25 protein-coding genes are annotated in these 26,445 nt (G+C 70.8%); 14 read left to right on the top strand and 11 right to left on the bottom strand.

Annotated elements, in window-relative coordinates; translation table 11 throughout:
• Positions 1-26: 26 nt before the first annotated feature.
• The 3 genes from ABZ622_RS14210 to ABZ622_RS14200 all read right to left on the bottom strand — a co-directional run bounded on the left by ABZ622_RS14210 (position 27) and on the right by ABZ622_RS14200 (position 3,232).
• The gene (locus ABZ622_RS14210) at positions 27-2,018 is read right to left on the bottom strand and encodes an Ig-like domain repeat protein (protein WP_360542818.1); all 1,992 of its coding nucleotides are present in this window, start codon (positions 2,016-2,018) and stop codon (positions 27-29) included.
• 144 nt (positions 2,019-2,162) lie between these two features.
• On the bottom strand, positions 2,163-2,399 hold the full coding sequence (locus ABZ622_RS14205; protein ID WP_360542816.1) for a DUF397 domain-containing protein: 237 nt from the start codon (positions 2,397-2,399) through the stop codon (positions 2,163-2,165).
• Positions 2,396-3,232, bottom strand: a complete 837-nt coding sequence (locus ABZ622_RS14200; RefSeq protein WP_360542814.1) for a helix-turn-helix transcriptional regulator — start codon at positions 3,230-3,232, stop codon at positions 2,396-2,398. The genes ABZ622_RS14205 and ABZ622_RS14200 overlap by 4 nt, the downstream gene beginning before the upstream one ends.
• A 175-nt stretch (positions 3,233-3,407) precedes the next feature.
• On the opposite strand from ABZ622_RS14200, the gene ABZ622_RS14195 reads away from it, so the two are divergent.
• The gene (locus ABZ622_RS14195) at positions 3,408-3,794 is read left to right on the top strand and encodes a hypothetical protein (protein WP_360542812.1); all 387 of its coding nucleotides are present in this window, start codon (positions 3,408-3,410) and stop codon (positions 3,792-3,794) included.
• A 10-nt stretch (positions 3,795-3,804) separates the two neighbouring features.
• On the opposite strand, the gene ABZ622_RS14190 is transcribed toward ABZ622_RS14195, so the two are convergent.
• Positions 3,805-5,646: a serine/threonine-protein kinase gene (locus ABZ622_RS14190; protein WP_360542810.1), complete on the bottom strand. Its 1,842-nt coding sequence runs from the start codon at positions 5,644-5,646 to the stop codon at positions 3,805-3,807.
• A gap of 260 nt (positions 5,647-5,906) precedes the next feature.
• Here ABZ622_RS14190 and ABZ622_RS14185 point away from each other — a divergent pair, with 260 nt between their 5' ends.
• The 3 genes from ABZ622_RS14185 to ABZ622_RS14175 all read left to right on the top strand — a co-directional run bounded on the left by ABZ622_RS14185 (position 5,907) and on the right by ABZ622_RS14175 (position 8,910).
• Entirely contained in the window at positions 5,907-7,280 is a 1,374-nt protein-coding gene (locus ABZ622_RS14185) for an aspartate aminotransferase family protein (protein WP_360542809.1), read from the top strand.
• A 119-nt stretch (positions 7,281-7,399) separates the two neighbouring features.
• Positions 7,400-8,146: a GntR family transcriptional regulator gene (locus ABZ622_RS14180; RefSeq protein WP_360542807.1), complete on the top strand. Its 747-nt coding sequence runs from the start codon at positions 7,400-7,402 to the stop codon at positions 8,144-8,146.
• Between the two features lie 113 nt (positions 8,147-8,259).
• On the top strand, positions 8,260-8,910 hold the full coding sequence (locus ABZ622_RS14175) for a hypothetical protein (RefSeq protein ID WP_360542805.1): 651 nt from the start codon (positions 8,260-8,262) through the stop codon (positions 8,908-8,910).
• A 93-nt stretch (positions 8,911-9,003) separates the two neighbouring features.
• Here the strand turns inward: ABZ622_RS14175 and ABZ622_RS14170 are convergent, their stop codons facing one another.
• Positions 9,004-9,813, bottom strand: coding sequence for an SLATT domain-containing protein (locus ABZ622_RS14170; RefSeq protein WP_360542803.1), 810 nt, complete (start codon positions 9,811-9,813; stop codon positions 9,004-9,006).
• 355 nt (positions 9,814-10,168) lie between these two features.
• On the opposite strand from ABZ622_RS14170, the gene ABZ622_RS14165 reads away from it, so the two are divergent.
• The 3 genes from ABZ622_RS14165 (at position 10,169) to ABZ622_RS14155 (ending at position 11,990) form a co-directional block, all read left to right on the top strand.
• Entirely contained in the window at positions 10,169-10,504 is a 336-nt protein-coding gene (locus ABZ622_RS14165; protein ID WP_072487886.1) for a YbaB/EbfC family nucleoid-associated protein, read from the top strand.
• A gap of 77 nt (positions 10,505-10,581) precedes the next feature.
• Positions 10,582-11,181, top strand: a complete 600-nt coding sequence (gene recR / locus ABZ622_RS14160) for a recombination mediator RecR (protein ID WP_266915002.1) — start codon at positions 10,582-10,584, stop codon at positions 11,179-11,181.
• A 149-nt stretch (positions 11,182-11,330) separates the two neighbouring features.
• Complete coding sequence (locus ABZ622_RS14155) at positions 11,331-11,990, top strand: DUF5063 domain-containing protein (protein WP_266731732.1); 660 nt, start codon at positions 11,331-11,333, stop codon at positions 11,988-11,990.
• 14 nt (positions 11,991-12,004) lie between these two features.
• Here ABZ622_RS14155 and ABZ622_RS14150 read toward each other — a convergent pair whose 3' ends face one another.
• Positions 12,005-12,298 carry a hypothetical protein gene (locus ABZ622_RS14150; protein WP_360542800.1) on the bottom strand — a complete coding sequence of 98 codons (294 nt, stop codon included), beginning with the start codon at positions 12,296-12,298 and terminating at the stop codon, positions 12,005-12,007.
• Positions 12,299-12,571: 273 nt separating this feature from the next.
• Between ABZ622_RS14150 and ABZ622_RS14145 the strand changes: the two genes are divergently transcribed.
• The 4 genes from ABZ622_RS14145 (at position 12,572) to ABZ622_RS14130 (ending at position 17,311) form a co-directional block, all read left to right on the top strand.
• Complete coding sequence (locus ABZ622_RS14145) at positions 12,572-13,843, top strand: aspartate kinase (protein WP_266915004.1); 1,272 nt, start codon at positions 12,572-12,574, stop codon at positions 13,841-13,843.
• The gene (locus tag ABZ622_RS14140; protein WP_360542798.1) at positions 13,840-14,904 is read left to right on the top strand and encodes an aspartate-semialdehyde dehydrogenase; all 1,065 of its coding nucleotides are present in this window, start codon (positions 13,840-13,842) and stop codon (positions 14,902-14,904) included. The genes ABZ622_RS14145 and ABZ622_RS14140 overlap by 4 nt, the downstream gene beginning before the upstream one ends.
• 368 nt (positions 14,905-15,272) lie before the next feature.
• Positions 15,273-15,848 carry a SigE family RNA polymerase sigma factor gene (locus ABZ622_RS14135; RefSeq protein ID WP_342286556.1) on the top strand — a complete coding sequence of 192 codons (576 nt, stop codon included), beginning with the start codon at positions 15,273-15,275 and terminating at the stop codon, positions 15,846-15,848.
• A complete protein-coding gene (locus ABZ622_RS14130) occupies positions 15,845-17,311 on the top strand; it encodes a hypothetical protein (protein WP_360542795.1) in 1,467 nt (488 codons plus the stop codon). Before ABZ622_RS14135 ends, ABZ622_RS14130 begins: the two co-directional genes overlap by 4 nt.
• A gap of 123 nt (positions 17,312-17,434) precedes the next feature.
• Here the strand turns inward: ABZ622_RS14130 and ABZ622_RS14125 are convergent, their stop codons facing one another.
• A complete protein-coding gene (locus tag ABZ622_RS14125) occupies positions 17,435-18,295 on the bottom strand; it encodes an SURF1 family protein (protein WP_360542793.1) in 861 nt (286 codons plus the stop codon).
• Between the two features lie 797 nt (positions 18,296-19,092).
• Positions 19,093-20,982, bottom strand: a complete 1,890-nt coding sequence (locus tag ABZ622_RS14120) for a prolyl oligopeptidase family serine peptidase (protein ID WP_360542791.1) — start codon at positions 20,980-20,982, stop codon at positions 19,093-19,095.
• A 61-nt stretch (positions 20,983-21,043) separates the two neighbouring features.
• Between ABZ622_RS14120 and ABZ622_RS14115 the strand changes: the two genes are divergently transcribed.
• A complete protein-coding gene (locus tag ABZ622_RS14115; protein WP_360542789.1) occupies positions 21,044-21,880 on the top strand; it encodes a methyltransferase domain-containing protein in 837 nt (278 codons plus the stop codon).
• A gap of 41 nt (positions 21,881-21,921) precedes the next feature.
• On the top strand, positions 21,922-22,311 hold the full coding sequence (locus ABZ622_RS14110; protein ID WP_360542787.1) for a nuclear transport factor 2 family protein: 390 nt from the start codon (positions 21,922-21,924) through the stop codon (positions 22,309-22,311).
• Positions 22,312-22,452: 141 nt separating this feature from the next.
• Here ABZ622_RS14110 and ABZ622_RS14105 read toward each other — a convergent pair whose 3' ends face one another.
• The gene (locus tag ABZ622_RS14105) at positions 22,453-23,025 is read right to left on the bottom strand and encodes a helix-turn-helix domain-containing protein (RefSeq protein WP_360542785.1); all 573 of its coding nucleotides are present in this window, start codon (positions 23,023-23,025) and stop codon (positions 22,453-22,455) included.
• Between the two features lie 46 nt (positions 23,026-23,071).
• On the opposite strand from ABZ622_RS14105, the gene ABZ622_RS14100 reads away from it, so the two are divergent.
• Positions 23,072-24,535: an MFS transporter gene (locus ABZ622_RS14100; RefSeq protein ID WP_360542783.1), complete on the top strand. Its 1,464-nt coding sequence runs from the start codon at positions 23,072-23,074 to the stop codon at positions 24,533-24,535.
• A gap of 83 nt (positions 24,536-24,618) precedes the next feature.
• Here ABZ622_RS14100 and ABZ622_RS14095 read toward each other — a convergent pair whose 3' ends face one another.
• The gene (locus tag ABZ622_RS14095) at positions 24,619-25,425 is read right to left on the bottom strand and encodes an SGNH/GDSL hydrolase family protein (protein WP_360542781.1); all 807 of its coding nucleotides are present in this window, start codon (positions 25,423-25,425) and stop codon (positions 24,619-24,621) included.
• Between the two features lie 553 nt (positions 25,426-25,978).
• Positions 25,979-26,149, bottom strand: coding sequence for a hypothetical protein (locus ABZ622_RS14090; protein WP_360542779.1), 171 nt, complete (start codon positions 26,147-26,149; stop codon positions 25,979-25,981).
• Positions 26,150-26,445: the final 296 nt, after the last annotated feature.

Genomic DNA, 26,445 nt, shown 5'->3' with positions numbered 1-26,445 from the left:
CGGGGCGGGGCAGGGGCGCCGGGCGGTTACTTCGTGAAGATGAAGTACTGCCAGGCGCCGTGCGTGGTCGAGTTCACCGTGTCGCCCGAGGTGCCGTTGACGTACGAGGCACGGACGCGCATCCGGTAGCCCGTGTCATGGGTGCCGTTCAGCGTCACGATGGACTTCCCGGCGGTGCCGAGCTTGAAGTACTGCGAGCCCGCGTCGTACCACTTGCCCTGGTAGTACAGCTCCAGGGACAGCTTGTGCGAGCGGTTCTTGTAGTACGTCATCGACGTCGTGAAGACCGGGTTGGTCTTCTTGTGGAAGTACCGGTACGACGTCTTGCCGATCTTCGCCGTCCTGTACTGCTTCGAGATGGAGGTCGAGACCTTCACCTTGGCGTACGCGGTCGACGTGACCTTCTTCGAGGTGTACCGGCCGTCGCCCTTGAAGACCGCGGTGACGGTGGTGTCCCGGGTCATGTCGACCTTGGTCGACAGGTTGCCCTTGGAGTCGACCTTGCCGGTCCGCACCAGCTTGTTCGGCTTGTCCGGACCGAACGGGTCCACCCACAGCTCGACGGTGCGGTTCTTGTACGTCTTGCCGAGGTGCGCCGTGAACGTCACGTCGGTGCCGTACGAGTACAGCGCCTTGTTGTGGTTCACGGTCAGCGAGGTGACCGTCCGGGGCACGGCGACCTTGTCGGAGCCGGAGGCCGCGGAGTGGGTCGCGTCGCCCGCGTACGACACCTTGTACGTGACCTGGCCACCGGCGGTCGGGGTGTCGGCGAAGGAGAAGCTGCCGTCCGACTTGAGGCTCACCGGGGGCAGCGCCTTGCCCTTGGGCGACTCGATGTCGGTACGCGTGACCGTGGCCTTCGCGCCCGCCGGGAACGCGCCCTCGGACTTCACCCGACCCGTGACGGTCAGTTTCTTGTTGAGCGCCGACTTCGCCGGGGCGTTGACCGTGACGGTGCTCGCGGACTTCACGGCGTCGGTGAGCACCCGGAGCGAACGGACGCCCAGGCTGTTCGCGGTGACCGCGAACAGCCTGCTGGTGTCCGGCGCCCAGGCCAGTCCCGCGTCCAACAAGGTGTCCGCGCCGCTGCTGTTCCCGGTGTTGGGGAACTCGTACGTACGGACCGGCTTGGTGGTGCTGCCGGGCTTGTAGACGTAGACGTCCGGGTCGTACCAGGCGGACGATCCCGCGGCGACCGTGCCGTTCGGGGCGATGTCGATCGCGTTGGGGTACGCGGCGGACGGGTACGCGGCCCCCCGCGTGAGGTCCGCCGTGTTGTACGCCTGGTGCTGGTACGGGGCCGCACTGGCCACCACGACCTGCTTGCCGTCCGGGCTCAGCGCCAGGTCGCGCATGTTGCCGCCGTCGACGGAGGCGTGCGCGGTCCGTGTGGCCGTCCCCGAGGCGACGTCGTACACCGCGAGTTCTGCCGGGCTCTGCGTCTCGATGCCGGCGGCCAGCGTGCCCGGTGCGCCGGGCGTGGACGCCAGGGTCGGCGCGGAGAACCAGGTGCGGTCCTGGTCCTGGTCCAGGGTGACGACCGGCTCGGCGCTGGACAGGTCGAGCGATCCGATGTTGCCCTCGCCCGCCGCCCCGTAACCGAACCAGAGCTTGCCGCCCGCCAGCGCCGGGTGCTTCGGGTCGGTGCCCTCGCCGGTCGCGTACCGGGCGGACTCCTTGAGCCCGGCCGTGTCGATGGTGACGATCGCGTCGGCGCCCGGCACGGCGGCGTACAGCGTGCCGGAGTCGGCGGAGAGTTCGAGGCCGGTCACACCCGGCAGAGAGGCGATGGTGCCGACGACGGCGCCGTTGTAGTCGGTGACGAGCACCTTGCCGCCGGTCGGGTCACTGATGAAGACCCGCTTGTGCACACCGTCCGCGACGATGTCGCCGACCGACGCGGCGGGAAGGACCTTGCTGGAGTCGGCGGCGGCCGGATTCGCCGCCCCGCCGACCAGAACCACTGAGCTGAAGAGGACCGCGAGCGAGGTCGCGGCCGAGATTCTGCGCGTACGCAAAATGATGTACCCCCACGGTAAGAGAGGGCCGTGGCACCCGAGATGAGAGGGGTGCGGCCCACGAACGCAGGGTATGCCATGGCGTCCACAGTTCCTACACATTTGCCGGGCCGGGGCAGGACGCCTCCCCGGCCCGCCGAAACGTCAGTCCGCCCAGGTGAGGAACGTGGTCCAGGCATCGGGAGCGACCGCGAAGGTGGGGCCTCCGGGCACCTTGGAGTCCCGGATGTGAACGGAGTGGGGGCAGGTGGACACCTCGATGCACTGACCTCCGCTGTCACTGCTGTACGAGGACTTGCGCCAGTCGAAGGCCACTTCGATGCAGTTGCCGCCGCCACTGTCGCTGTAGCTGGACTTGAACCACATAAGGGTGTCGCTCATTCCTCGTCTCCTGCCAACCGCTTGATGAGGCCCAGCGATTCACGAGGGCCCAGGGCCTGTGACCGGATCTTCGCACACCGCTGGGCGCGCGTGCTCACCTCGGCGGGGTCGCTGATCAGCAGGCTTTCGTCCTGAACTTCCAGAAAAAGCAGGCGTTCGTGATTCGGGGTCTCGACCAGGTTGATGTCTCCTCGGTCTCCAGCGTGCTCCCCGCTCAGTCCGCAGTCCAGCGGCAGTACCTGAAGCGTGACGTTGCGGCGTTGCGCGCACTTCGCGAGGTGCCGCATCTGGTCCCGCATGATCTCTTCGCTGCCGATGCCCCGAGTCAGGACGGACTCCTCCAGGACCAACTCGATCAGCGCCGTCGGCTCTCGGTCGAACAGTGCCCGGCGGGCTGTCCGCGCCTCGACCAGCTCCTCAACCCGAGAGTCGGACAGCGCCGGGTAGCCGCCCCCGATCAGCGCCCGCGCGTACGCCTCCGTCTGGAAGAGCCCATGGACCACGAACGCGGCGTACAGCTCAAGCCTGACCGCGTTTTGTTCAAGCAGCGCGTAGTTCTTGAACTGCGGCGGATATGCCTCCATCCGCATGTACAGCCGCGCCCGCTCGAAGATGCCCATGCTGTCCCCGAGCACCCGCTCCAGTCCCACCAGCATGTCGTCGCTCGCGGGTTGCGCACACGTCTCCATGGCGCTCACCGCCGCGGCCGAGAAGCCGATGAGCTTTCCGAGCTGATCCTGAGTCATCCTTTTCCGCAGCCGTGCCCTCTTGGCCACATCAGCAACCAACTTGGCCGTCGGACTCGCCGATTCCTTGTTCTCCGCTCGCGCCATTGCGATCTCTTTTCGACTCAACCGGTCTCAACCGGTCACTACCCAGCCCCGCCGAACTCAACTGAGTTTCAGGGGAGTTCGCGCAGGTCAACGGGTATGCGACGCCCCTCGTCAGTCACGTAGAACGGTAACCAACAAGGGCCAGACTGGTCCTGTGAATGCGTCGAAAAGTGAAATGAACCTCCAATGGATTCCGTACTCCGGATTTCAACTGCGCAGAGCCGGCGTGCAATTCGACGCCGTACGCGTGGACGGGGACGAAGGGCGTCGGCTGGCCGGGCTGATGGAGGCGCTCACGGGAGGCGAGCCCGGCCCCGTCGTCACCGAGGCGAACGGGCGGCGGGCGGTGTACTTCCTCGTCCCGGACGGGAGCACGGAGGGCAGACCGTGGCCGGCGGGAGCGACGCCGCTCAACGCGACGGCGGGCCGGATCAGTTACGTACCGATCCCCGCGCTGTGCGGCCGGACCTGGCCGCTGGCCTGGCACTTTCCGCCCACGACACCGGGCCGGTTCGTCCACACGCTTCTGCTGCTGCATGCCGCGACCGCCCTGCTGGGCTGATCGCGCGTGGTCAGTCGTCCTTCGTGTACGTGAGCTGGTCGCCGCTGTCGTTGTTCGTGCGGCGCAGCGAGCCGTCCGGGAGCAGGGTCAGCGTGGTGGCCCCGCCCGCGGTGCAGGACGTCATGGGCTCGCCGACCGTGACCGTGGAGGGGCCGATCTCCATGGGGCCGCCCGAGGACGGCTCCGCGGTCAGATCGGCCTGGAAGACGCAGTGGTACGAGCCGCCGGTGTCGAGCGGCCCGTCGGCGGTGAGGGTGAGGACGTTCTGGCCGACCGTGCCCTGCTGGATGACGAGTTTGCGGGTGGAGCGGCCGGACGCGTTCTCGATGGAGCCCGACCAGGTGCCGAGGTAGCCGGACGGGACGGGGCCGTCGCCGTTCTGCTTGTCCTCGGTGGAGGAGGGGTCCGGCGAGGACGGGTCGTCGGCCGTGGGGGAGTCCTTCGAGGTGTCCTTGGTGGACGGGGAGCCGGTGGGGCCCGGTGTGGAGCCCGGCGGCTTGCCGTTCATGAGCGCGTACACGGAGCCGCCCGCGCCTATGGCCACGAGCACGGCGACGACGACCAGCGCGATGGTGGAGCCTCGTCGGCGGCGGGCCGGTTCGGGTCCGGGCTGCTGCGGGGTGGTGGGGTAGGCCGGGCCGTACGGGGGCGTGGGGCCGAATCCCGGTTGCTGGTGCTGGTGTTGCTGCGGCTGGTACGGCTGCTGCGGGTAGCCGTAGGCGGCGGGTGCGGGGGGCTGCTGGGCGCCGAAGCCCTGGCCGGGGTGGGGCGGGTAGCCGTAGCCGGGTGCCGGTGCGGGCACGTGCGTGGGCGGGGCCGTGGGGGGTGTGGCGGTCGTGGCGGCCGTCGTGGGCGCCGGGGGAGTCGGGTCCGGTACGGGCGCCGCCTGCGCCGGGGCGATCCGGTAGTCCTCCGGGTCTTCCGGGTCCTCCGAGTCCAGCAACTCGACCGCGTGTCGGCCCAGTTGGGCTATGAGGGCGCCGGGGAGCCAGGGTTCCGCCGTGTCGCTGCCGGCCAGGCGCTCCAGGAGCTCGTCCGTCGTCGGGCGGGCGGCCGGGTCCTTCCGCAGGCAGTCGCTGATCAGCTCCACGAGGCCCACGGGGACACCGGTCAGGTCCGGGTCCTCCTGCGCGATCCGGAACATCTGCGCGTGCGCACCGCTGTCGGACGTACCGAACGGAAGCCGGCCGGTCGAGGCGTACGCCAGTACCGAGCCGAGACAGAACACGTCGCACGCCGGGGTCACCCGCTCGCCCCGCACCTGCTCGGGCGACATGAAGCCGGGCGAACCGACCAGGGCCCCGGTGCGGGTGACTCCGCCGTCGGAGACGGTGTGCAGCGCCCGCGCGATGCCGAAGTCGATGACGCGCGGCCCGTCGATCGTCAGCAGGATGTTGGAGGGCTTGAGGTCGCGGTGGACGAGCCCGGCGGAGTGGATCGCCTGGAGGGCATGGGTGAGACCGGAGCCCAGGATGTGGACCGAACGCTCGGGGAGGGGACCGTACGCTCCGGGGGCCGCCCCCGCGGGGGTGCGCGGGCCGGTGACGGTGGCCTGCAGGGAGGGCCCGGCGACGTAGCCGGTGGCGACCCAGGGCACGGCGGCCTCGGTGTCGGCGTCCAGCACGGGGGCGGTCCAGGCGGATCCGACCTGCCGGGCGGCCCGTACCTCGTGGCGGAAACGGTCGCGGAACTCCTGCTGTTCGGCGAGTTCACCCCGTACCAGCTTGATCGCTACGGTGCGGCCGCGGTCGGACCGGGCCAGATAGACCTGGCCCATGCCGCCGGCGCCGACACGGCCCAGCAGCCGGTACGCGCCGATGGCACGCGGATCCTGTGGCGTCAGGCTCTGCATGGCGCTGAACGTCCTTCCCCGGGGTTCGAACTGAGCGATGCCTGGCGTGGCTCGCTCGATCATAGGGATCCACGCAGCACGTGGCGGGGCCGGTTGCGGGCTTCGGCCGGGAACGCGCGCACGCCGCCCCGTCCCCCCGCCCCGGGCTTTGGCCGGGCCTGCCCCGTATGCCGGGAACCCGACACCCTGCCCAGCGGAGCGCCCCATGCCATACAAGGTGGCCATGTCGGGCGGCTCCCGGCACGTCCTACGCTCGCCGCATGACCCCTCATGCCCCGCATGCCCCGCATGTCGACCCCGCTGCCGGCGCGGCCGTGAAGGCCGCCGACCGCGCGCACGTGTTCCACTCCTGGTCCGCCCAGGGCCTGATCGACCCGCTCGCCGTCGCCGGCGCCGAGGGGGCGTATTTCTGGGACTACGACGGCAACCGCTACCTGGACTTCACCAGCGGCCTCGTCTACACCAACATCGGCTACCAGCACCCCACCGTCGTCGCCGCGATCCAGGAGCAGGCGGGCAAGCTCGCCACCTTCGCCCCCGCGTTCGCGATCGAGGCGCGCTCCGAGGCCGCACGCCTCATCGCCGAGCGCACCCCCGGAGACCTGGACAAGATCTTCTTCACCAACGGCGGGGCCGAGGCCGTCGAGAACGCCGTCCGGATGGCCCGGCTGCACACCGGCCGTACGAAGGTGCTCTCCGCCTACCGCTCGTACCACGGCGCCACCTCCACCGCGATCAACCTGACCGGTGACCCGCGCCGCTGGCCGTCCGACAACGGCTCGGCGGGCGTCGTCCGCTTCTGGGCGCCGTTCCTCTACCGCTCGCCGTTCCACGCGGAGACCGAGGCCGAGGAGTGCGCCCGCGCGCTCCAGCACCTGGAGGACACCCTCGCCTTCGAGGGCGCCGGCACGATCGCCGCGATCATCCTGGAGACCATCCCCGGCACCGCGGGCATCATGACGCCGCCGCCCGGCTACCTCGCGGGCGTCCGGGAGATCTGCGACCGGTACGGCATCGTCTTCGTCCTCGACGAGGTCATGGCCGGCTTCGGCCGCACCGGCAAGTGGTTCGCCGCCGACCACTTCGACGTGGTGCCGGACCTGATGACCTTCGCCAAGGGCGTCAACTCCGGTTATGTGCCGCTCGGCGGTGTCGCGATCTGTGCCGAGATCGCCGCGACCTTCGAGACCCGCGCCTATCCGGGCGGACTCACGTACTCCGGTCACCCGCTGGCCTGCGCCGCCGCCGTCGCCACCATCCATGTGATGGAGGACGAGAAGGTCATCGAGAACGCCGCGCACATCGGTGAGACGGTCCTCGGCCCCGGCCTGCGCGAGCTCGCCGAGCGCCACCCGTCGGTCGGCGAGGTCCGCGGCCTCGGCGCGTTCTGGGCGCTGGATCTGGTCCGCAACAAGGAGACCCGCGAGCCGCTGGTCCCGTACAACGCGGCGGGCGAGGCCAACGCACCGATGGCGGCCTTCGGCGCCGCGGCCAAGAAGAACGGCCTGTGGCCCTTCATCAACATGAACCGCACACACGCCGTCCCGGCCTGCAACATCACCGAGGCCGAGGCCAAGGAGGGCCTCGCGGCCCTCGACGCGGCGCTCTCGGTCGCGGACGAGCACACAGCGTGACCCGGACGCCGCAGGCTGCTTAGCACCCGCACGCGGCACGACGCCCCTCCCCTGCCCGGATCCGGGCACAGCGGCCCTGGCTTAAGGTGACCGGAAGCGAAAAACCGGGGAGGGGCGCCATGGGCGCGAGCGGAGCTGTGACCCGCAGTACGCTGCGGCAGCAGATCGCGGACGCGCTGCGTGACGAAGTGCTTGCCGGGCGTCTGCAACCGGGCCGGGATTTCACGGTCAAGCAGATCGCCGAGCAGTACGGCGTATCGGCGACCCCGGTGCGCGAGGCGCTCTTCGACCTCTCCGCGCAGGGACTGCTGGAATCAGACCAGCACCGCGGCTTCCGGGTACGGGAATTCACGGTGGCCGACTACCGGTCACTGGTCGAGGCCCGCAGCCTGGTCATCGACGGAGTCGTCCGCGGCATCTTCTTCGGCCCCTCGCTCTCGACCGCGCAGCTGACGGGGTACCGCGACTGTCTGGTCCCCGTGCGCCGCAGGGCCCAAGAGGCCGCACGCGCGGCGCGCGGCGGCGACCTCGACATCCTCATCGGCTACGACCTGCGGTTCTGGCGCGAACTGGGCACCCTGGTGGGCAACGCCTACATCAACGACTTCCTGCACCGACTGCGTGTCCAGGCCTGGGTGTTCGCGGTGCCGTACCTGCGCCACGACGAGCGGGCCCGGGACTGGCTCTGGCACGGTCATCCGGATCTGGTCGCGGCGGTCGCCCTCGGCGACCACGACGCGGTGCGCGCGGTGCTGGACGACTACAGCGCCCACGCGCTGAACTGGGCGGACCGGCTCGCGGCCGGCGAGATCGAACATCCGGGGCGCGGCGGACAGGAGCCGGACCCCGGGGCGCCGGAGTCGTAGCCCGCCCCTGCACCCCTCGTCCGTACCGGCCACTGTGCGCAACGCGCCCACCGCATTACGCTGTCCCGACCATCCCGAACGTTCCACGCACACCCAGGGGAGAGCGAGAATTCGTGGCCTGTGACCTGTGGCTGGTCCCCCTCGTCGATGTGCTGTGCCACAGCCCCGACAACCCGTTCGCCGAAGAAATCGCCGTCTACGACAAGGCGTTGGGCGAGGCCGGACTGCCGCCCGTCCCCGTGTACGCCTACATGCCGGGCCTCACGGGCGACGTCGCCCCGGTCGCGGGCTTCGACTACGACGCCCTGCACTTCCTGCGCCGCGCCTTCCTGCTCCAGCTCAGCGGACTGGCCGTCACGCCGGTCGGCGAACTGGGCGGGGACTACGAGCAGTTGCTGGAGATGTTCGAGGCGTCGGCCCAGCAGTCCCACCTGGTCTGGCACTACGACCACGCCGGGGCGTACGTCCCGCTGGACTTCGCCGCCCCGCTCTCCAACGACGACCTGCTCGCGGGCGGCGGCCCGCTCGGCTCCTCGCACGGGCTGCTGCGGGAGCTGGAGTACGTCGCCCCGTCCATCGGAATCGACCCGGCGAACCCGCCGGCCGCCCCGCTGCCGCCCGCCGCACCGACCTCCCTGGAGGAACCGGCGGCGCCGATCCCGTACGACCACAGTCCGTTCGCCCGCGAGCGCCACGTCTGGCTGGGCCTGCACGCGGCGGCCACCCGCAGCCTCGCCCAGGGCTCAATGATCATCTTCAGCTGAGGTCCCGGGGCCGACGCGGCCCCGGTCCTGTCCGACCGGCGTCCGCCGGGGTCGTCGCGGCGGCCCCGGCGGATATCGCGGCGGCCCCGGCGGTCATCGCGGTGACTCCGGCGGGCGCTGGCGCGGCATGTTCGGCCGGGTCATCGTCTGGAGCGGGAACCGCCCCGACAGCACCCCCTGATCCGAACGCCCGCTGTTCCCGGTGCCCGAGGACAGCGCCTGCATCCCCATCGGCGCGGGCCCGGCCCGGAACTCCACCATCCAGTCCGCGGTCTCGGTGCGCACCAGCTCCGTGACGTCCTCCGAGAACCGCCGCAGCACCCCCAGGCACCGCTCGGCCGCCTCGCTGGCCGTCCCCTCGGTCGGGCCGAGCATCTCCCGTACGCACTCCGACGCCCAGTCGAACTGCAGCACCTGGAGACGCCGCTGGATGGCCTGGGCGGTGGCGAGATTCCTTATCCAGCCGGAGGTGAGACCGAAGTACCGGTCGCACGCCATGCACGCGGCGCCCAGCAGCAGCGACAGATAGCCCCAGCCCGCCGCCCCGGGCAGCGCCCCGGTCAGATCGAGCAACGGCAGCGCGGTGCCCGCGACCGTCCCGATCGCGGTGCCGATCCGCAGCGCCCTGGCGCCGCGGCGCTTGCGCACCCGGTCGTTCAGGTACCAGTCGGCGGTGCGCAGCGCGTCGGCCTCGACCCAGCGGTACAGCTCGTCGAGGCGGTCGGCGGGTTCGCCCCAGTCGCCGAGCGGGAACGGCCTACCGGTCAGATCCCCGCCCCGGCCGCCCCCGCCCCGGGTATCCCGGCCGCGTGCGGCGGAGTCCGAACCGGAGGAACCGGTCGAGCCGGCCGGACCGGGCTCGTTGCGGGGCGGCCCCTCGGGCTGCATCTCCGGCTGACTCACCGGGTACTCCTCTGCATTCTGCGTAGCGATGCCTGAAACGGCGATGTGTTTCGACGGCGGGGTGCTCACTGCTCTCCGGCGTGGCCGACAGTCCCGCGTAGGTAACCTTGCGTGACGACCGGTGCGCCTGTGTGACCTGATGTGCACGCCCTTCCTACCGCCGAATGGTGGGCCATGGGGTAGAAAACGCGGTATTCCCGGGTGCGCAGGGCCTGTGATCAGGTATAGGAGGCCGGCAAGGGCTGCCTGAAACTCACTCGAAAGAGTTGCCCGCCAGTGGGTGGGGCGAGCTGCCCGGTGACCACGTAGGCTCGGCGTACCGAAACATTTTGTCGTCGAATTGCCAGGAGTGACCGTGATTCCCGGTGGTGGTCAGCCCAATATGCAGCAACTGCTTCAGCAGGCCCAGAAGATGCAGCAGGACCTCGCCGCGGCCCAGGAGGAACTGGCCAGGACCGAGGTCGAGGGTCAGGCGGGTGGCGGTCTCGTGAAGGCGACCGTGACCGGTTCCGGCGAGCTCCGCAATCTGGTGATCGACCCGAAGGCCGTCGACCCGGAGGACACCGAGACGCTCGCGGACCTCGTCGTCGCCGCCGTCCAGGCCGCGAACGAGAACGCGCAGCAGCTCCAGCAGCAGAAGCTGGGCCCGCTGGCCCAGGGCCTGGGCGGCATGCCCGGCCTCCCCTTCTGACCCGCTGAATCCTCCGGCTCGGCTCCCAAGGACAGGGCCGGCTCGGCTCCCAAGGACAGGAAAGGAAGGCGTTCCCGTTGTACGAAGGCGTGGTTCAGGACCTCATCGACGAGTTGGGCAGGCTGCCCGGCGTCGGTCCCAAGAGCGCGCAGCGGATCGCCTTCCACATCCTGCAGGCCGAGCCGACCGATGTGCGCCGCCTCGCCCATGCCCTCCTGGAGGTCAAGGACAAGGTCCGGTTCTGCTCGGTCTGCGGCAACGTCGCTCAGCAGGAGCAGTGCAACATCTGCCGGGACACGCGCCGGGACCACTCGGTGATCTGCGTCGTCGAGGAGCCCAAGGACGTCGTCGCGATCGAGCGGACCCGTGAGTTCCGGGGCCGGTACCACGTGCTCGGCGGCGCGATCAGCCCGATCGAGGGCGTCGGCCCGGACGATCTGCGCATCCGCGAGCTGCTCGCCCGCCTCGCCGACGGCTCGATCACGGAACTGATCCTGGCGACCGACCCCAACCTGGAGGGCGAGGCCACCGCGACGTACCTGGCGCGGATGGTCAAGCCGATGGGCCTGCGGGTCACCAGGCTGGCCAGCGGTCTGCCGGTCGGCGGCGACCTGGAGTACGCGGACGAGGTCACCCTGGGCCGCGCCTTCGAGGGGAGGCGCCTGCTCGATGTGTGACGCCTGCTTGATGTGTGACGCCTTTACGTCTTCCGATGTTCTTCCCGTGACCGTTTCGAGGACCGTTCTCGCGACTCACGGCGGCTTTACGTTCAGCGACGCTATGTTCTACTCACCGTTCGCGACCGTGCCCACGGGAGGTCCCCTCGATGTCTGACGCCACGCTGAACTCCGTCACGCAGGACCCGGACGACTTCGCCGTCCAGATCGCCGATCAGATCAAGACGTTCATCGTCGCGGTGACCGAGGTGTCCAAGGTCGAGGAGCCGGAGGAGGCCGTCCCCGTCCTGCTGCTCCAGGTCTCCCAGCTCCTGCTGGCGGGCGGCCGGCTCGGCGCGTACGAGGACATCGTCCCCGACGAGCGCTACGAGCCGGACCTGGGCGCGGAGCCGGACGCCGACGGGCTGCGCGAGCGGTTCGCCGCCCTGCTGGAGCCGATCGATGTCTACTCCGAGGTCTTCGACCCGTACGAGCCCCGCAAGGCCCCGGTCCCGGCCCGGATCTCCGACGACCTGGCCGACCTGGTCACCGACCTGCGCCACGGCCTGGCCCACTACGAGGAGGACCGCACCACCGAGGCCCTGTGGTGGTGGCAGTTCTCCTACTTCTCCAACTGGGGCTCCACCGCCTCCGCCACCCTGCGCGCCCTCCAGTCCCTGATCGCCCACATCCGGCTCAACCAGCCCCTCCAGGAGCTGGACGGCCTGGACACCGACACGGAGACCCTCGACGACGACCTCGCCGAGGAGGCCGGCCGGGTGATGGCCGAGGAGATCGCGGGACCGCTGGGGCTGCGGCCGGTGCAGTAGCGCGGGACGGCTGCTCAGCCCCCGTCGCACCGCAGGTCGCCGTCGCGCATGAAGCCCAGCGGCGCGCCGTTGTCCGTGCGCGATACGCGCCACAGCTCGTCCGCGCCCTGGCGGGTGGCGTTCACCGGGATGCCCGGGTCCAGGTAGCCGACGATGTCGGACGGTGTCGGGACAGGGTTGGCGCCCGCGTAGACCGGGGCGTCGGCGTGGGTGGCGAAGCAGGTGGTGCCCGCATGGGCGGGGGACGCGGTCAGGGGGAGCGCGGCGAGGGCCAGGAACAGGGGCAGTGCGCGCAGCGGCTTGCGCATGGCGGGCCTCCGGTGGGCGGATGGTCGGGTTCCGGTTCACGCTAGAGGTGCGGGGCCGGTGAATCGTGGAGCCGGACCGCCAGGCGTGTGGGCTGGACCACATACGGCATGCGAGCCGATTCGGCGGGCAGCACACCTGTACGAGCGGTCCGGAGCGACACGCCGATGATCACGTGCTGAGCGGGACATCTCACCATGTGGTATCAGCGGGGCGATTCCGGACTGCTCGTTAAACTGAGCCGACCGCAGTAATGGACTGAGCGAGGAGCGCACGTGGGCCTTGTCGTGCAGAAGTACGGAGGCTCCTCCGTAGCCGATGCCGAGGGCATCAAGCGCGTCGCCAAGCGAATCGTCGATGCCAAGAAGAACGGCAACCAAGTGGTTGTCGTGGTGTCAGCGATGGGCGACACGACGGACGAGTTGATCGATCTCGCCGAGCAGGTATCCCCGATCCCTGCCGGGCGTGAGTTCGACATGCTGCTGACCGCCGGAGAGCGGATCTCCATGGCCCTGCTGGCGATGGCGATCAAAAACCTGGGCCACGAGGCCCAGTCGTTCACCGGCAGCCAGGCAGGCGTCATCACCGACTCGGTCCACAACAAAGCGCGCATCATCGATGTGACGCCGGGCCGTATCCGTACGGCGCTGGACGAGGGGAACATCGCGATCGTCGCGGGGTTCCAGGGTGTGTCCCAGGACAAGAAGGACATCACCACCCTCGGCCGCGGCGGGTCCGACACCACCGCCGTCGCGCTCGCGGCCGCGCTGGACGCCGAGGTCTGTGAGATCTACACCGATGTGGACGGTGTCTTCACCGCCGACCCGCGGGTCGTGAAGAAGGCCCGGAAGATCGACTGGATCTCCTTCGAGGACATGCTGGAGCTGGCCGCGTCCGGCTCCAAGGTGCTGCTGCACCGGTGCGTGGAGTACGCACGCCGCTACAACATTCCGATCCATGTCCGCTCGTCCTTCTCCGGACTGCGCGGAACCTGGGTCAGCAACGAGCCGCAAGGGGACCAGAAGGTGGAGCACGCGATCATCTCCGGAGTCGCCCATGACGTCTCCGAGGCCAAGATCACCGTCGTCGGCGTTCCCGACAAGCCGGGCGAGGCCGCCGCGATCTTCCGCACCATCGCGAACGCGGAGATCAACATCGACATGGTGGTGCAGAACGTCTCCGCCGCGTCGACCGGTCTGACCGACATCTCGTTCACGCTGCCGAAGGCCGAGGGCCGCAAGGCCATCGACGCCCTGGAGCGCAACCGCGGCACCATCGGCTTCGAGTCGCTGCGCTACGACGACCAGATCGCGAAGATCTCCCTGGTCGGCGCCGGCATGAAGACCAACCCGGGTGTCACGGCGGGCTTCTTCGAGGCGCTGTCGGACGCCGGTGTGAACATCGAGCTGATCTCGACGTCCGAGATCCGCATCTCGGTGGTCACCCGCGCCGACGACGTCATCGAGGCCGTGCGCGCCGTGCACACCGCCTTCGGTCTCGACAGCGACTCCGACGAGGCCGTCGTCTACGGGGGCACCGGCCGATGACCGCGCGCCGCCCTTCGCTCGCGGTCGTCGGAGCGACCGGGGCGATCGGCGGCGTCATGCTCCAGATCCTTTCGCAGCACGCGGATGTCTGGGGCGAGGTGAAGCTGATCGCCTCGCCGCGTTCGGCCGGCCGCAAGCTGGTCGTGCGCGGCGAGGAGAGCGAGGTCCTCCAGCTCGACGAGGACGTCTTCGACGACATCGACGTGGCGCTGTTCCTGGTGCCCGACGAGGTGTCCGCGCAGTGGGCGCCGATCGCCGCCGCCAAGGGCGCGGTCGTCATCGACGACTCCGCCGCGTTCCGGCTGGACGCGGACGTTCCGCTGGTCGTGCCCGAGATCAATCCGCACGCCGTACGGATCAGGCCACGCGGCATCGTCGCGAGCCCCAACTGCACGACCCTCGCGCTGATCGTCGCGGTGGGGGCGCTGCACGCCGAGTTCGGCGTACGGGAGCTGGTCGTCTCCTCCTACCAGGCGGTGAGCGGGGCGGGCCGGGACGGCGTCGCCGCGCTGCGCGAACAACTGTCGCTGGTCGCCGGTACGGAACTGGGCACGAACCCGGGGGACGTACGCAGGGCCTTGGGGGACACCGAGGGCAGCCCCTTCGCCGCCCCGGTCGCCCTCAACGTGGTGCCCTGGGCCGGCACCGATGCCGGGGACGGCTGGTCCTCCGAGGAACTGGCGATCCGCGAGGAGTGCCGCAAGATCCTGGACCTGCCGGGTCTGCGGGTCGCGGCGACCTGTGTGTACGTGCCCGTCATCGCGACGCACTCGATGTCCGTGCACGCCCGGTTCGAGAACGAGATCGAGGTCGACCGGGCCCACGAGATCCTGGCGACGGCGCCGGGCGTGGTCCTCTACGACAGCCCGGCGGCGGGAGACTTCCCGACACCGTCCGACGTCGTCGGCACCGATCCGACCTGGGTGGGACGAGTGCGCAGGTCACTGGACGATCCCCGGGGTCTGGAGCTCTTCGTCTGCGGCGACAACCTCCGCAAGGGGGCGGCGCTGAACGTGGCACAGATCGCCGAATCGGTGGCCGCGGAGTTCCCTCGGTCCTGATCGAACCTGTTTTGTACTCTCTGTGAACGTCCTGTGAGTAAGTTGAAGGTCTCAACCTCTTGAGATGGGGTGTCGGGGTATCCGACGATGACTTTCGGCCTGCTGCAACCGCCGACCGGGGACTACGCGTCTATGCGGTCACCTCTGGCGCGGCGGGGCGAAAAATTCGGGGCATTCAGGGTTTTCGGGGAAGTGCAGGTACGTATGAGGGCATGTCGCACAGCGGCGAACGCGGTGCCGCGCGCGTACAACCCTGATGGGGGGAAACGTGTCCAACTGGCGTGGCAGAGGTTCTCGATATCACAGTGGTGGGCCCCTTGCGCGGCGCTTCGGTGCGTCCGCTCCGACGGCCCCGCGCACCCGGCGGTATGCCGGTGATTGCGCCCATGCCCGCTGCGCGTCCCGCACGGCTGCCCGCGCAGCGCGAGGGCGCTGAGGAGGCCGTGGCTGCCGGAACCACGGTCGACCATCTCACCGAGACCTATCGGGCCCATTACCGCTCGCTGCTCGGGCTCGCGGCTCTGCTCCTGGACGACACGGCCTCCTGCGAGGACGTGGTGCAGGAGGCGTTCATCCGGGTGCACTCGGCGCGCAACCGGGTGCGGGACCCGGAGAAGACGCTCGCGTATCTGCGCCAGACCGTCGTCAACCTCTCGCGCTCCGCGCTGCGCCGCCGCATCCTCGGGCTGAAGCTGCTCTCCAAGCCCATGCCAGACATGGCGAGCGCGGAGGAGGGCGCGTACGACCAGCTGGAGCGGGACGCGCTGATCAAGGCGATGCGGGGGCTGCAACGGCGCCAGCGGGAGGTGCTGGTGCTGCGCTACTTCGCGGACATGACGGAGGTCCAGGTGGCCGAGACGCTCGGGATATCCCTGGGCTCGGTCAAGGCCTACGGCTCCCGCGGGATCGCGGCGCTGCGCGTCGTGATGGAGGCGCAGGGATGAGCCGGCGCGAGTACGGGAACGGCCCCGAGGGCGAGAACGGCCCCGAACGGGAGCATCGGCGTGAGCGTCGGAATGACCGGACTGGAAACGGAATTGTGAACCACGACCCTGGAACGGCGGGGGCGACCGGAGCCGACGGAGCTGACGGTGCTGATGGGGCTGATGGGGCTGATGGGGCTGTGTCCGGAGCTGACGGGGCTGGTGGCCCTGGCGGGGCCGGCCGGGCCATCAGAGCCACCAGGGCTGATGAGGCCGACCGGGCTGGTGGGGCCGACCGGGCTGGTGGGGCCGACCGGGCTTCTGAGGCCGGCGAGACTGCCGAGCTCGGCAGTCTGAGCAGCCTCTTCGGCTCGGGGGCCGGTGGGGACGGCGGTCCCGGTGCCGACTCGGGTGCCGGTCCCGGCGGCGGCGCGGGTGCCGGTGTCGGCACGGATCTCGACGAGGTCGCACTGCGCCGCATGCTGCAGGGCGCCGTCCGGAGCATCGAGCCCAGCGACGGCACGCTCGACCATCTGCAGCGCGCGGTTCCCGCCCGGCGCGCCAAGCGACGCCAGGCCGTCGTCGGACTGGCGGCCGCGGCACTGCTCATCGGCACCGCGGTCCCCGCCTTCGTCCATGTCGCGAACTCCGACGGTTCGAACACCGCCAATCCCGCGATAGCCGGGCACGGCGAGCAGGCGCAGGGCGGCAACGGCACCGACACCGAATCGCAGTCCGGCGGGAAGGGCAGCAGCGGCAACACCGATGGGCAGGCCGATGGTGGCCGGGACCATCCCACCAGCACAAGCAGCCCCTCCGACAGCCGGGGCCAGGGTGCCGACGGCAACCTGTCCGGCGGGGTCGCCGACCCGTCCGGCTCGGCGGTGGTCGCGATGCGGACCTGCGACCCGGGACAGCTCGGTGTCGCCTCGGCCGAGACCGGTGCGGCCGGTGCCGACGGCACGGTCTACGGCACCTTCCGGATCTCCAACGTCTCCGGCACGGACTGCTCGGTGAGCAGCAGCGGCAGCGTGGGCTTCCAGGCGATCGGTGCGGCCGACCCGGCCCGGATCGCGGTCGTCCAGCACACCGCGGGCGACGCGGCGGCCGGACTGCCCGACCCCTCGCAGGAGCAGGAGACGGTGCTGCTGAAGCCGTCGATGTCGTACGAGGTGAAGTTCGCCTGGGTGCCGAAGGACACCTGCCCGACCGTCGGCGGCTCGCCGAGCCCGACGCCGACCGACGACGCGGGCGGTGCGGGCGGCGCGAGTGGCGCGGCGGCCGCCGGTGCCGGCACGGGGAGCGGCGACGGGACGTCGGAGACGGTCACGCAGTTCGGCAGCGAGGACGGCGGCAGTACGCAGGACGGCAGCGTCGCGGTGATGCACACGCCGGAGCCCGGGGCGCCGGTCGCGGAGACGAAGATCGCCAACGCCTGCTCGGGCACGATCTACCGGACCGGGGTGCTGGCTCCCGCGACGTGACGTGGCAGCGGGGGCGGGCGGGACAGACCGAGACATGACGCGAGGGGCCCACCGGATCGATCACCGATCCGCCGGGCCCCTCGCGTATGTCCGTACCGTCCGAGCCCCCGCGTCGTCCGTGTCTCAGACGGCGCCGGACCCTGTGCCTGTGACCGTGACCGTGCCCACAGCGTCCTTGCCGGGCTCTGCCGCTTTCTCGGGCTCCGTTTCAGGAGCGGCTGCTGCTTCGTCCACCAGGCCGAGTTGCAGGTCGCGGGCCGCCTCGGCCTCGCGGCGGACCAGCCGGAACCACATGAAGAGCACGAACCCGGCGAAGACGAACCACTCACCGGTGTAGCCGAGGTTCTGGAACGCCTTCAGGTCGAGCCCGGTGCCCTGCGCCGCGGCGGCCGGAACGGGACGCAGCTCGCCGGCCCCCGTGTCCTGGAGCGTCACCCATGCGTCGTAGACGTCGTACGGGACGAGATTGATCAGCGACGCGGCGCTGATCATACCCAGTTGGCCGTCGGGGAGCCCGCCCGTCGCCTCGACGCCCGTGGTCCCCGCGTTCTCGGACGCCTGCAGGTCACCGGTCACCGTGACCTTGCCGGTCGGCGCGGCGGGCACGGAGGTCCCGCCGGGCTTGCCGGGCAGCCAGCCGCGTACCACCGGCAGGGCCTTGCCACTGTCCGTACGGAGCATGTCCAGGACATAGAAGCCGCTCCTGTCGTCCAACTTCCGTCCGGGCACCAGGAACTGATCGGCGTACCGGCCGGTGGCGGTGGCGGGGCGGCCGGAGGTCACCGTGTCGACGGGGAGCAGATCGTCGATCGGCTTGGCGGGCCTGGTGCCGGGGGCGGGCTGCTTCTCGGCGGCGTCGTGCGTCTGCACGCGGTCCTCGAAGCGGCCGAGCTGCCAGGTGCCCATGAACACGCAGAACGGGATGGCCAGCACGACGAAGAGGTTGATCCCCCACCATCGCGGGGTCAGCAGGAACCGGTACACCCCTCCACGGTACGGTCCCCGCTCCGGTGGCCCGGAGCGGGGTGCCGCCTGACGACCGTGCCCCGGCCCTGCCCCCGACGCCGAGCCCGGTCTTGGCCGCGGCGCTGAGCCCGGTGCTGGCCGCGGCGCTGAGCCCCGGCCGTGGTCCCGGCGCCGAGCCCGGTCTTGGCCGCGGCGCTGAGCCCGGTCCTGGCCCCGGCGCCGAGCCCCGGCCGTGGTCCCGGCGCTGAGCCCGGCCCTGCCCCCGACGCCGAGCCCGGTCTTGGCCGCGGCGCTGAGCCCGGTCCTGGCCCCGGCGCTGAGCCCCGGCCGTGGTCCCGGCGTTGACCCCGGTCCTGACCTTGGTCCTGGCCCCGGCGCTGAGCCTGGCATGACCCTGGCCCCGGTCCCGCCCCCAGGCGCTGGCTCCGGCCCCGGCGCCGACCCTCGGCCGTGGTCCCGGCCCTGAGCCCGGCCAGCCGCTGGCGCTGACTCCGGTCCTGGCCCCGGCCCGGCGCTGACCCCCGGCCGTGGCCCCGGCGCCAGCTCCGGTCCTGGCTCCGATCCTCACCCCGGTGCTGGCGCCGGTCCTGTCGCCGTACCCGTCCCTACTCCACCCCTGCCCTCGTTTTCGGGCTGCGTACCCGCCCCGGTACCCGTACCTGGGTCCCGCACCCGCGTACCTGCGTACCCGCCGCCCGCACCTGCGCCCCCGCCCCCCGGTACGGGGCCGCCCCCCCCGTACCGGACGGAACAGGCCCCGCACCGGACGGAGCAGGCCCCCGTACGGACGGAACAGGCCCCCGGCGGTCTGCCCGCTACGCGGCGGACGGGTCCGTCCCCGTGGCCAGGTGGCGCCGGGCGAATTCCAGTTCCAGGCGGACCTGCTTGATCCGCTCCTCCACGACGAGCGAACCGTGTCCCGCGTCGTACCGGTACACCTCGTGCACCGCGTCCCGGTCCTTCAGCCGGTCGACGTAGTTCTCGACCTGGCGGATCGGGCAGCGCGGGTCGTTGACGCCCGCCGAGATGTAGACCGGCGCCCGGACCGCGTCCACGTACGTCAGCGGGGACGACGCCTCGAAGCGCTCGGGGACCTCCTCCGGTGTGCCGCCCAACAGCGTGCGGTCCATCGCCTTCAGGTTCTCCATCTCGTCGTGATACGCCGTGACGTAGTCGGCGACCGGGACCGCCGCCAGGCCGAGGGCCCAGTCGTCCGGCTGTGTACCGAGGCCGAGCAGGGTCAGATAGCCGCCCCAGGAACCGCCCGCCAGGACCAGCTTCTCCGGGTCCGCGAGGCCGGACTTCACCGCCCACTCCCGTACTGCGGCGATGTCCTCCAGCTCGATCAGGCCGACCCGGTGCTTGAGCGCGTCTGTCCAGGCGCGGCCGTATCCGGTGGAACCGCGGTAGTTGACCCGGACGACCGCGTAGCCGTGGTCCACCCAGGCGGCGGGGCCGGAGGCGAAGGCGTCGTTGTCGTGCCAGGTCGGACCGCCGTGGATCTCGAAGACGGTGGGGAACGGCCCCTCCGCCGGGCCGGCCGGCCGCTGGACGAGAGCATGGACGCGCCCCCCGGGCCCGTCCACCCACACGTCCTCCACCGGAACGGACGCCGGAGCCTTCAGGCCGGGCGGATCGAGCACCACCGCACCCGATGTCGACCGGACGACGGGTGGCTGCGCGGCCGAGGACCACAGGTACTCCACCGTGCCGTCAGGCCGGGCCGTGGCACCCGACACCGAACCCGCGGGGGTCTCCACCCGGACGGGTGCGCCGCCCGCCTCCGGCTCGTACCGCCACAGCTCGCTGCGGGCCTCGAACTCGTGCACCACCAGCAGCGCGGAGGCGTCCGGATACCACTCGGCGACCACATCGCCGGGCAGATCGATCGCCAGCTCCGTCTCCGTGCCGGTCGTCGGATCCCAGATCATCGGCTCCCAGCGACCCCGCCGCTGGTGCCCGACCAGGAGCCGCGGATCCCCGGCCACGGGGGCGAAGCCCAGCACGGACAGGCCCAGCTCCTTCGTGCCGCCCTCCGTGTCGTCCAGTTCGCCGACCGTCGTCCCGTCCGGCCGCACCACGCGCAGCGCGGGGTGCATCGCGTCGCCGTGCTCGGTGTGCTCCAGGGCGATCAGTGTCCCGTCGTGGCTGAGGTCACCGACGCCCGCCGACTCGCGGTGGCGGTAGATCTCCACGGGAGCCGCACCGGGCCGCACGACATGGACCGTCGTCCCGTCGTCGTCGGTCGAGCGGCCGACCACCGCCGTGCCGTCCCGCCCGATCGCGAGCCCGGCCGGGTACGAAGCGCCGAGACCGGGCGCGGCCGGCTCGTCACCCGACTGCCCGTCCCGGCCGCCGTGGAACGGCTGGCGCATCCACACCCCGAACTCGTCGCCGTCGGTGTCGCTGAACCACCAGACCGACTCCCCGTCGGGCGTCAGCACCCCGTCCGTCGTGCCGTTCGGCCGGTCGGTCACCTGGCGCTGCTCGCCGGTGGCGCGGTCCCACGCGTACAGCTCGTACGTACCCGTGGCGTTGGAGACGAACAGCGCGCGGTCGGGGGCGTCCTCCGCCCAGTCGGGCAACGACACCCGTGGCGCCCGGAAGCGCTGCTCCCACTTCGGTGTGGAAGCGGCCGCCGCGGCAGCGGGGGCCTGGGCGGAAAGGTCCGTCGTCGAGCCAGTGATCTCAGTCATGTCCCCCATTCTGCGTCGGAACGCCGACAATCCGTTCGCTTCGTCCTCAGCCTGTGGATAACCTCCCGTCATGCATGTACCGACCCCTGCCGACTGGCACGAGGCAAACCGTGCGCACTGGGACGAGCGCGTCCCGATACACGCCACGAGCGACTTCTACGACCTCGAATCGTTCCGAGCCGGGAAGGACGCCCTGCGCGACTTCGAACTCGCCGAGGTCGGGGACGTCACCGGCAAGTCGTTGCTGCACCTCCAGTGCCACATCGGCGTCGACACCCTCTCCTGGGCCCGGCACGGCGCCGCACAGGTCGTCGGCCTGGACTTCTCCGAACCGGCCGTCGAGACCGCGCGCGCCCTGGCCCGCGAGCTCGGGCTCGGCCAGGACCGGGCGGCGTTCGTCGCGGCCGACGTCCACGACGCCGCGGAAGCCGTCCCCGATTCGTCGTACGACATCGTCTACACCGGCATCGGCGCGCTGAACTGGCTGCCCGACACCCGCCGCTGGGCCGAGACCGCCGCATCGCTCGTGGCGCCCGGCGGATTCCTCTACCTCGCGGAATTCCATCCGATGACGGACTGCCTCGACGACGCCACCGGGACGAAGGTCGAGCACGACTACTTCAGCCGCGACGCGTGGGTGGACGAGACGCCGGGCACGTACGCGGACTTCGACGCGCCCACCGTCCACAACCGCAGCGTCGAATGGCAGCACCCGATCGGCGAGGTGGTGTCGGCACTGGCCGCCGCCGGGCTGCGGATCGAGTTCCTGCACGAGCACGACGCCTCGCTCTTCGCCCGCTTCCCGACGCTGGAACGGCAGAGCGACGGCTTCTACCGCTTCCCGGCGGACCGGCCGCGCATCCCGCTGATGTACTCCATCAAGGCGTCGAGGGCAGCCGATTCCTGAACAGGAGCCGATTGTCAGTGGTGGGGTTCAGACTCGGAACCATGACAACGACTGCCGATCTGCGCGCCGCGGTGGAGACGTACTGGAGCGCGGCCGACACCCGCGACTGGGACGCCTTCGCCGCGACGCTCGCCGACGAAGTGTTGTACGACCTGCCGCAGACCCGCGAACGCATTCGCGGGAAGGAGCGGTACCTGCGGTTCAACCGGGAGTACCCGGGGGAGTGGCGGGTCCGCGTAGAGCGCGTGGTGGCCGATGGCGAGGGGCGGCAGGCGGCCGCCCGTACGCGCTTCACAGTCGGTGCCGAGGAGCTGCCCGCCGTCCACTTCTTCGTGTTCGACGCGACGGGGCGGATCAGCGAGATCACCGACTTCTGGCCCGAGCCGTACGAGCCCCCGGCGGGCCGGGAGCACCTCGTCGAGCGGTACTGATCCTCCTGCCTGCCGACTGATCCCTGTCGGCCTCGTACTGCCCCCTGCCGGCCTCGTACGGCGCGGCGTCGATCCTGTACTGGGCGGCGTCGGCCTCGTACTGCGCGGTGTCGATCTCGCGCCCAGGCGCCGCCCCAGTGCTCAGACGTCGGACGGGCCCGGCTCCCTGGGGCCCGAGCGGTCCCACCCCGGGGCGCGGACGTCGACCGTCAGCGTGTTCATCACGACTTCCTCGCCGCAGGTGCGGCAGATCCACGCCGCATCGAGATCGTGCGCGGGCGGCTGCGTACCCCCGGGAGTACGGGCGTCCCCGGACGTCCGGGCGTCCGCGGCCGACTCGTGGACCATGACCACCGGCCGGTCCTCCAGCACCCACCGGTCGCCCCAGTCCAGCAGGGCCCGGATGACCGGCGCGAGATCGCGTCCGGATTCGGTCAGGTGGTACTCGTACCGCGGCGGGCGCTCGTTGTAGGGCCGCCGCTCGACCACTCCTGCCTGCTCCAGCGAGCGAAGCCGCGCCGCGAGACGGTCGCGGGGCGCGCCGGTGTTACGGGCGATCGCCTCGAACCGGTGGTTGCCGAAGAAGATCTCGCGCACCGCGAGCAGCGCCCATTTCTCACCCACCACATGCAGCGTGGCGGCGGCCGAGCAGGGCCGGCCGGGCAGCGTGACCGTCGCGGCGGTCGGGGCGTGGGGTTCCTGTGCGGCACTCATCACCACAAGGTTGCCATCTCAAACTCACTGGCGCTACCTTGCGGCCATGACAGTTGGAAAATCAAACTCACTCGTCTCCGGGGGCGACGCGGCGGCCGCTCACGGAGCCGCTCCGGCCCCTTCCGCTTCCCCTCCCGCCTCCTCCTCCCGTGCCTCTGTCTGGATCATCGCGGCCGGTGTCTTCGTCGTGAATCTCGACCTGTTCATCGTCAACGTCGCGGTCCCGGCCCTCGGCGACGCCTTCGACGGCAGCTCGCTCTCCTCGCTGTCCTGGGTGCTCAACGCGTACGCGATCGTCTTCGCCGCCCTGCTGGTCGTCGCGGGCAGGCTCGCCGACCGGTACGGTCACCGCCGCGGCTTCCTCCTCGGGCTGGCGGTCTTCACCGCCGCCTCCGCGCTCTGCGCCGTGGCCCCGGGCGTCGGCTGGCTGGTGGCCGCCCGCGCGCTGCAGGCCGCCGGAGCCGCGGCGCTCATGCCGACGTCCCTCGCGCTCCTGCTCGTCAACACACCGGCAGAGCGCCGTCCCAGGGCCATCCGGAGCTGGGCGGCGATCGGCGGCATCGCGGCCGGCCTCGGTCCGGTGGTCGGGGGCGTGCTCGTGGAGGCCGACTGGCGCTGGGTCTTCCTCGTCAATGTGCCGGTCGGCGTGATCGGGCTGCTCGCGGGCGCCCGGCTGCTCCCCGATTCCCGCCCGCACCGCGAGGGCCCCTTTCCCGACCTGGTCGGGGCGGTGCTCCTCACCCTCGCGATCGCCGCGCTGGCACTCGCCCTGGTCAAGGCAGATGCCTGGGGCTGGAGTTCGCCCGGAGTCCTGGTTCCGCTGATCGCGACGGCCGTCCTCGCCGCAGGCTTCTGGATACGGTCCGCCCGGCACCCGGCCCCGGTCGTCGAACTGCCGATACTGCGTTCCCGGGTCTTCGCGACGGCCACCCTCGCGGCGCTGCTCTTCACCGTCGCGTTCGCGGCGATGCTGCTGACTTCGGTGCTCTGGTGCCAGCAGGTGTGGGGGTACTCGGCGATCCGTACCGGACTCGCCATCGCACCGGGGCCGTTGGTCGTGCCGGTGCTCGCCGTCCTCTCGGGACCGGTCGTCCGCCGGCTCGGGGCGGGCCGCACGGCGGCGCTCGGCTGCCTGCTGTTCGGCTGCGGGCTCGCCTGGTGGGCCGTCGCGCTCGACACGGCTCCGCACTACGCGAGCGCTTTCTTGCCGGGCATGATGATCACCGGCATCGGCGTGGGCCTGGCCCTGACCACCCTGGTCGGCGCGGCCGCGGCGGCCCTCCCGCCCACCCGTTTCGCCACCGGATCGGCCGTCACCACGATGGCCCGCCAGACGGGTTCGGTGCTGGGGGTGGCGCTGATGGTCACGTTGCTCGGTGCGCCGGACGGACCGGGCGCGGTGCTCGACGCGTTCCGCCACGGCTGGTGGGTGGCCGCCGCCACCGCCGTACTCGCCGCGTTCGCCGCCCTGACCCTGCACCGGCCGGACGCAGCGCCGGCCCCCGTCTGACCGCACCGTGGCAGCAGTGCGGCGGACGGCCGGGATGATCCCCGGCGGTCCGCCGCACTTTCTGCACCTCCGTCGTCCGCGTCCTACGCGGCCGAGCGGAAGGCCGGAAGGTAACCGCCGGACTGACCGGCGGCCTTGGGGTGGTACGAGTTGTAGACGGGGATCGACACGCTGTGCAGCCACGCGTCACCGGAGCACAGCTCGTGCCCGGTGAACTCGTCGACCACGCTTGAGAACGTGAATCCGGCGTCGGCCGCCTGCTTGGCGATGACTCCGTTCAGCACGTCGGAAGCGTTGTTGATCGCCGCCCGTTCCTTCTCCGAGAGCCCGGCGATGCAGCTGCCGCTGAGCTGGTAAAAGCGCGGGTAGCCCAGCACCACGACACGGGCCTGCGGGGCCCGCGACCGGATGGAGCCGTAGAGCGAACTCAGGCCGGAAGGCAGGGAGTTCTGCATCTGCGAAACGGCCGACCCGATGCTGCTGAGGCAGGTGGCCTCACCGGACAGCACGCAGTCCTGCATGACATCGGCGAAGCCAACGTCATTGCCGCCTGCGGTGACACTGACCAGGCCGGTGGACGAGTTCAACGCCCCCAGCTGGGTTCCGGCGACCGAACTGGTCGTGGCGCCCGAACAGGCCACGAAGGCAAAGGAGGACGGCGAGTTCGCAGCCGCCCAGAGGTAGGGGTAGGCGTTGGTGCTGCGGCGGCAGTCGCCGCTGTCGGACAGATAGCTTCCTGCGCCGACGCCGGAGGAGTACGAGTCGCCGAGAGCGACGTAACCATCGGCGGCGGCCGAGGAGTTGGCCGAAGCCGGCTGGGCAACGCCCAGCGCGGCTACGGCGGCGAGGACCAGAGTGGATGCGGACGCCCAGAATCTCCGTACTGACATGGCTGTCAGCCCTCCGAAGTGTGGGGGGTGGGTGGGGGGTTGATTGAGCGCCACGTTTCTAGCAGCTATCGGTACCGGCCGGTAATAGCTGCGGAAGAACTGGTCTGATATGCCCGAATGATCGTTCGGGCATCGTAGCTCCGCGCGTAGATAAACCTCCGGCCGCACCTCGAATGGGTGGTGTGACGCCGGGAGGTCGGGTGTGGTCGCGGGGGTGCGCAGAGGGAGTGCAGGGGGAGCGTGGGGGGCCACGGGGGTCCACGGGGGTGTGCGGGGGTCCGCGGGGTTCATGGGTGGCGCACGCGGAGAGCACACGCGGCGCGCGGACAGGGTGTGGGCGGTACTACTTGGGAGCTCCCCCGGGTGGCCCCTTCAGATGGGCCCTGGAAACCGCCGCCCCTTCAGATGGGCTCTAGAAGCCGCTGCCCCTCCAGGCGGGCCCTTTTACGGCGACCCCTTCGATGGGTGCCCACAAAAAGAAACCGCCCTCCGCGGCGGCAAACCCACAAAGTGGGTGCCACCGCGGAGGGCGGTTGTCCTGGTTATCCGAGGATCAGTTGTGGCCGAACCTCCGCTGCTTCCGGTGGGAGACCTGTTCTGAGATCGCGTGCACCGTGTCCTGGGCTGCCGTTGGCTGCGTCTGCTCCTTCGGCTCCGGAGCAGTGCTGCGTTCGTGGCCGCCGGTGCGGGCACCGCGGTTCTGCCGACTCTGCTTCTTGCCCACGATCGTGCCTCCTGTTGCGGATCTCGGACGATGGGCCATCACCAGACTCGCATGTGGGTAAGAAAGGTGCATTCCGGGTGGCTGTCGCCGGGTGCGACTGTCCACGACGACCGAGCCCGGCTCCTGCCTGTCCCTCCAGGTCACGCGCTCACTCGTACGGGGCGGCATCGGCTGGGGAAGACGGCCCGTACGCGGGCTGCGGCGAGGTCGAGGGCGGCGCGGGTGCTTCGACGCCGGGCTCACTCGAGACCCGGCGCGGCCACGTCAAGGGCGGCGCGGGCCGATACGGCGTGGTC

Source organism: Streptomyces sp. NPDC007164 (assembly GCF_040634135.1).
GTDB lineage: Bacteria > Actinomycetota > Actinomycetes > Streptomycetales > Streptomycetaceae > Streptomyces > Streptomyces sanglieri.
This window is presented reverse-complemented; position numbering and strand designations above follow the sequence as displayed.

What these genes read in the sequence shown, in the direction of transcription:
- ABZ622_RS14205 (WP_360542816.1), bottom strand. Translation starts at nt 2,399, where the DNA reads ATGAGCGACACCCTTATGTGGTTCAAGTCCAGCTACAGCGACAGTGGC.
- ABZ622_RS14200 (WP_360542814.1), bottom strand. Translation starts at nt 3,232, where the DNA reads ATGGCGCGAGCGGAGAACAAGGAATCGGCGAGTCCGACGGCCAAGTTG.
- ABZ622_RS14195 (WP_360542812.1), top strand. Translation starts at nt 3,408, where the DNA reads ATGAACCTCCAATGGATTCCGTACTCCGGATTTCAACTGCGCAGAGCC.
- ABZ622_RS14190 (WP_360542810.1), bottom strand. Translation starts at nt 5,646, where the DNA reads ATGCAGAGCCTGACGCCACAGGATCCGCGTGCCATCGGCGCGTACCGG.
- ABZ622_RS14185 (WP_360542809.1), top strand. Translation starts at nt 5,907, where the DNA reads ATGACCCCTCATGCCCCGCATGCCCCGCATGTCGACCCCGCTGCCGGC.
- ABZ622_RS14180 (WP_360542807.1), top strand. Translation starts at nt 7,400, where the DNA reads ATGGGCGCGAGCGGAGCTGTGACCCGCAGTACGCTGCGGCAGCAGATC.
- ABZ622_RS14155 (WP_266731732.1), top strand. Translation starts at nt 11,331, where the DNA reads ATGTCTGACGCCACGCTGAACTCCGTCACGCAGGACCCGGACGACTTC.
- ABZ622_RS14150 (WP_360542800.1), bottom strand. Translation starts at nt 12,298, where the DNA reads ATGCGCAAGCCGCTGCGCGCACTGCCCCTGTTCCTGGCCCTCGCCGCG.
- ABZ622_RS14140 (WP_360542798.1), top strand. Translation starts at nt 13,840, where the DNA reads ATGACCGCGCGCCGCCCTTCGCTCGCGGTCGTCGGAGCGACCGGGGCG.
- ABZ622_RS14135 (WP_342286556.1), top strand. Translation starts at nt 15,273, where the DNA reads ATGCCGGTGATTGCGCCCATGCCCGCTGCGCGTCCCGCACGGCTGCCC.
- ABZ622_RS14130 (WP_360542795.1), top strand. Translation starts at nt 15,845, where the DNA reads ATGAGCCGGCGCGAGTACGGGAACGGCCCCGAGGGCGAGAACGGCCCC.
- ABZ622_RS14120 (WP_360542791.1), bottom strand. Translation starts at nt 20,982, where the DNA reads ATGGGGGACATGACTGAGATCACTGGCTCGACGACGGACCTTTCCGCC.
- ABZ622_RS14115 (WP_360542789.1), top strand. Translation starts at nt 21,044, where the DNA reads ATGCATGTACCGACCCCTGCCGACTGGCACGAGGCAAACCGTGCGCAC.
- ABZ622_RS14110 (WP_360542787.1), top strand. Translation starts at nt 21,922, where the DNA reads ATGACAACGACTGCCGATCTGCGCGCCGCGGTGGAGACGTACTGGAGC.
- ABZ622_RS14105 (WP_360542785.1), bottom strand. Translation starts at nt 23,025, where the DNA reads ATGAGTGCCGCACAGGAACCCCACGCCCCGACCGCCGCGACGGTCACG.
- ABZ622_RS14100 (WP_360542783.1), top strand. Translation starts at nt 23,072, where the DNA reads ATGACAGTTGGAAAATCAAACTCACTCGTCTCCGGGGGCGACGCGGCG.
- ABZ622_RS14095 (WP_360542781.1), bottom strand. Translation starts at nt 25,425, where the DNA reads ATGTCAGTACGGAGATTCTGGGCGTCCGCATCCACTCTGGTCCTCGCC.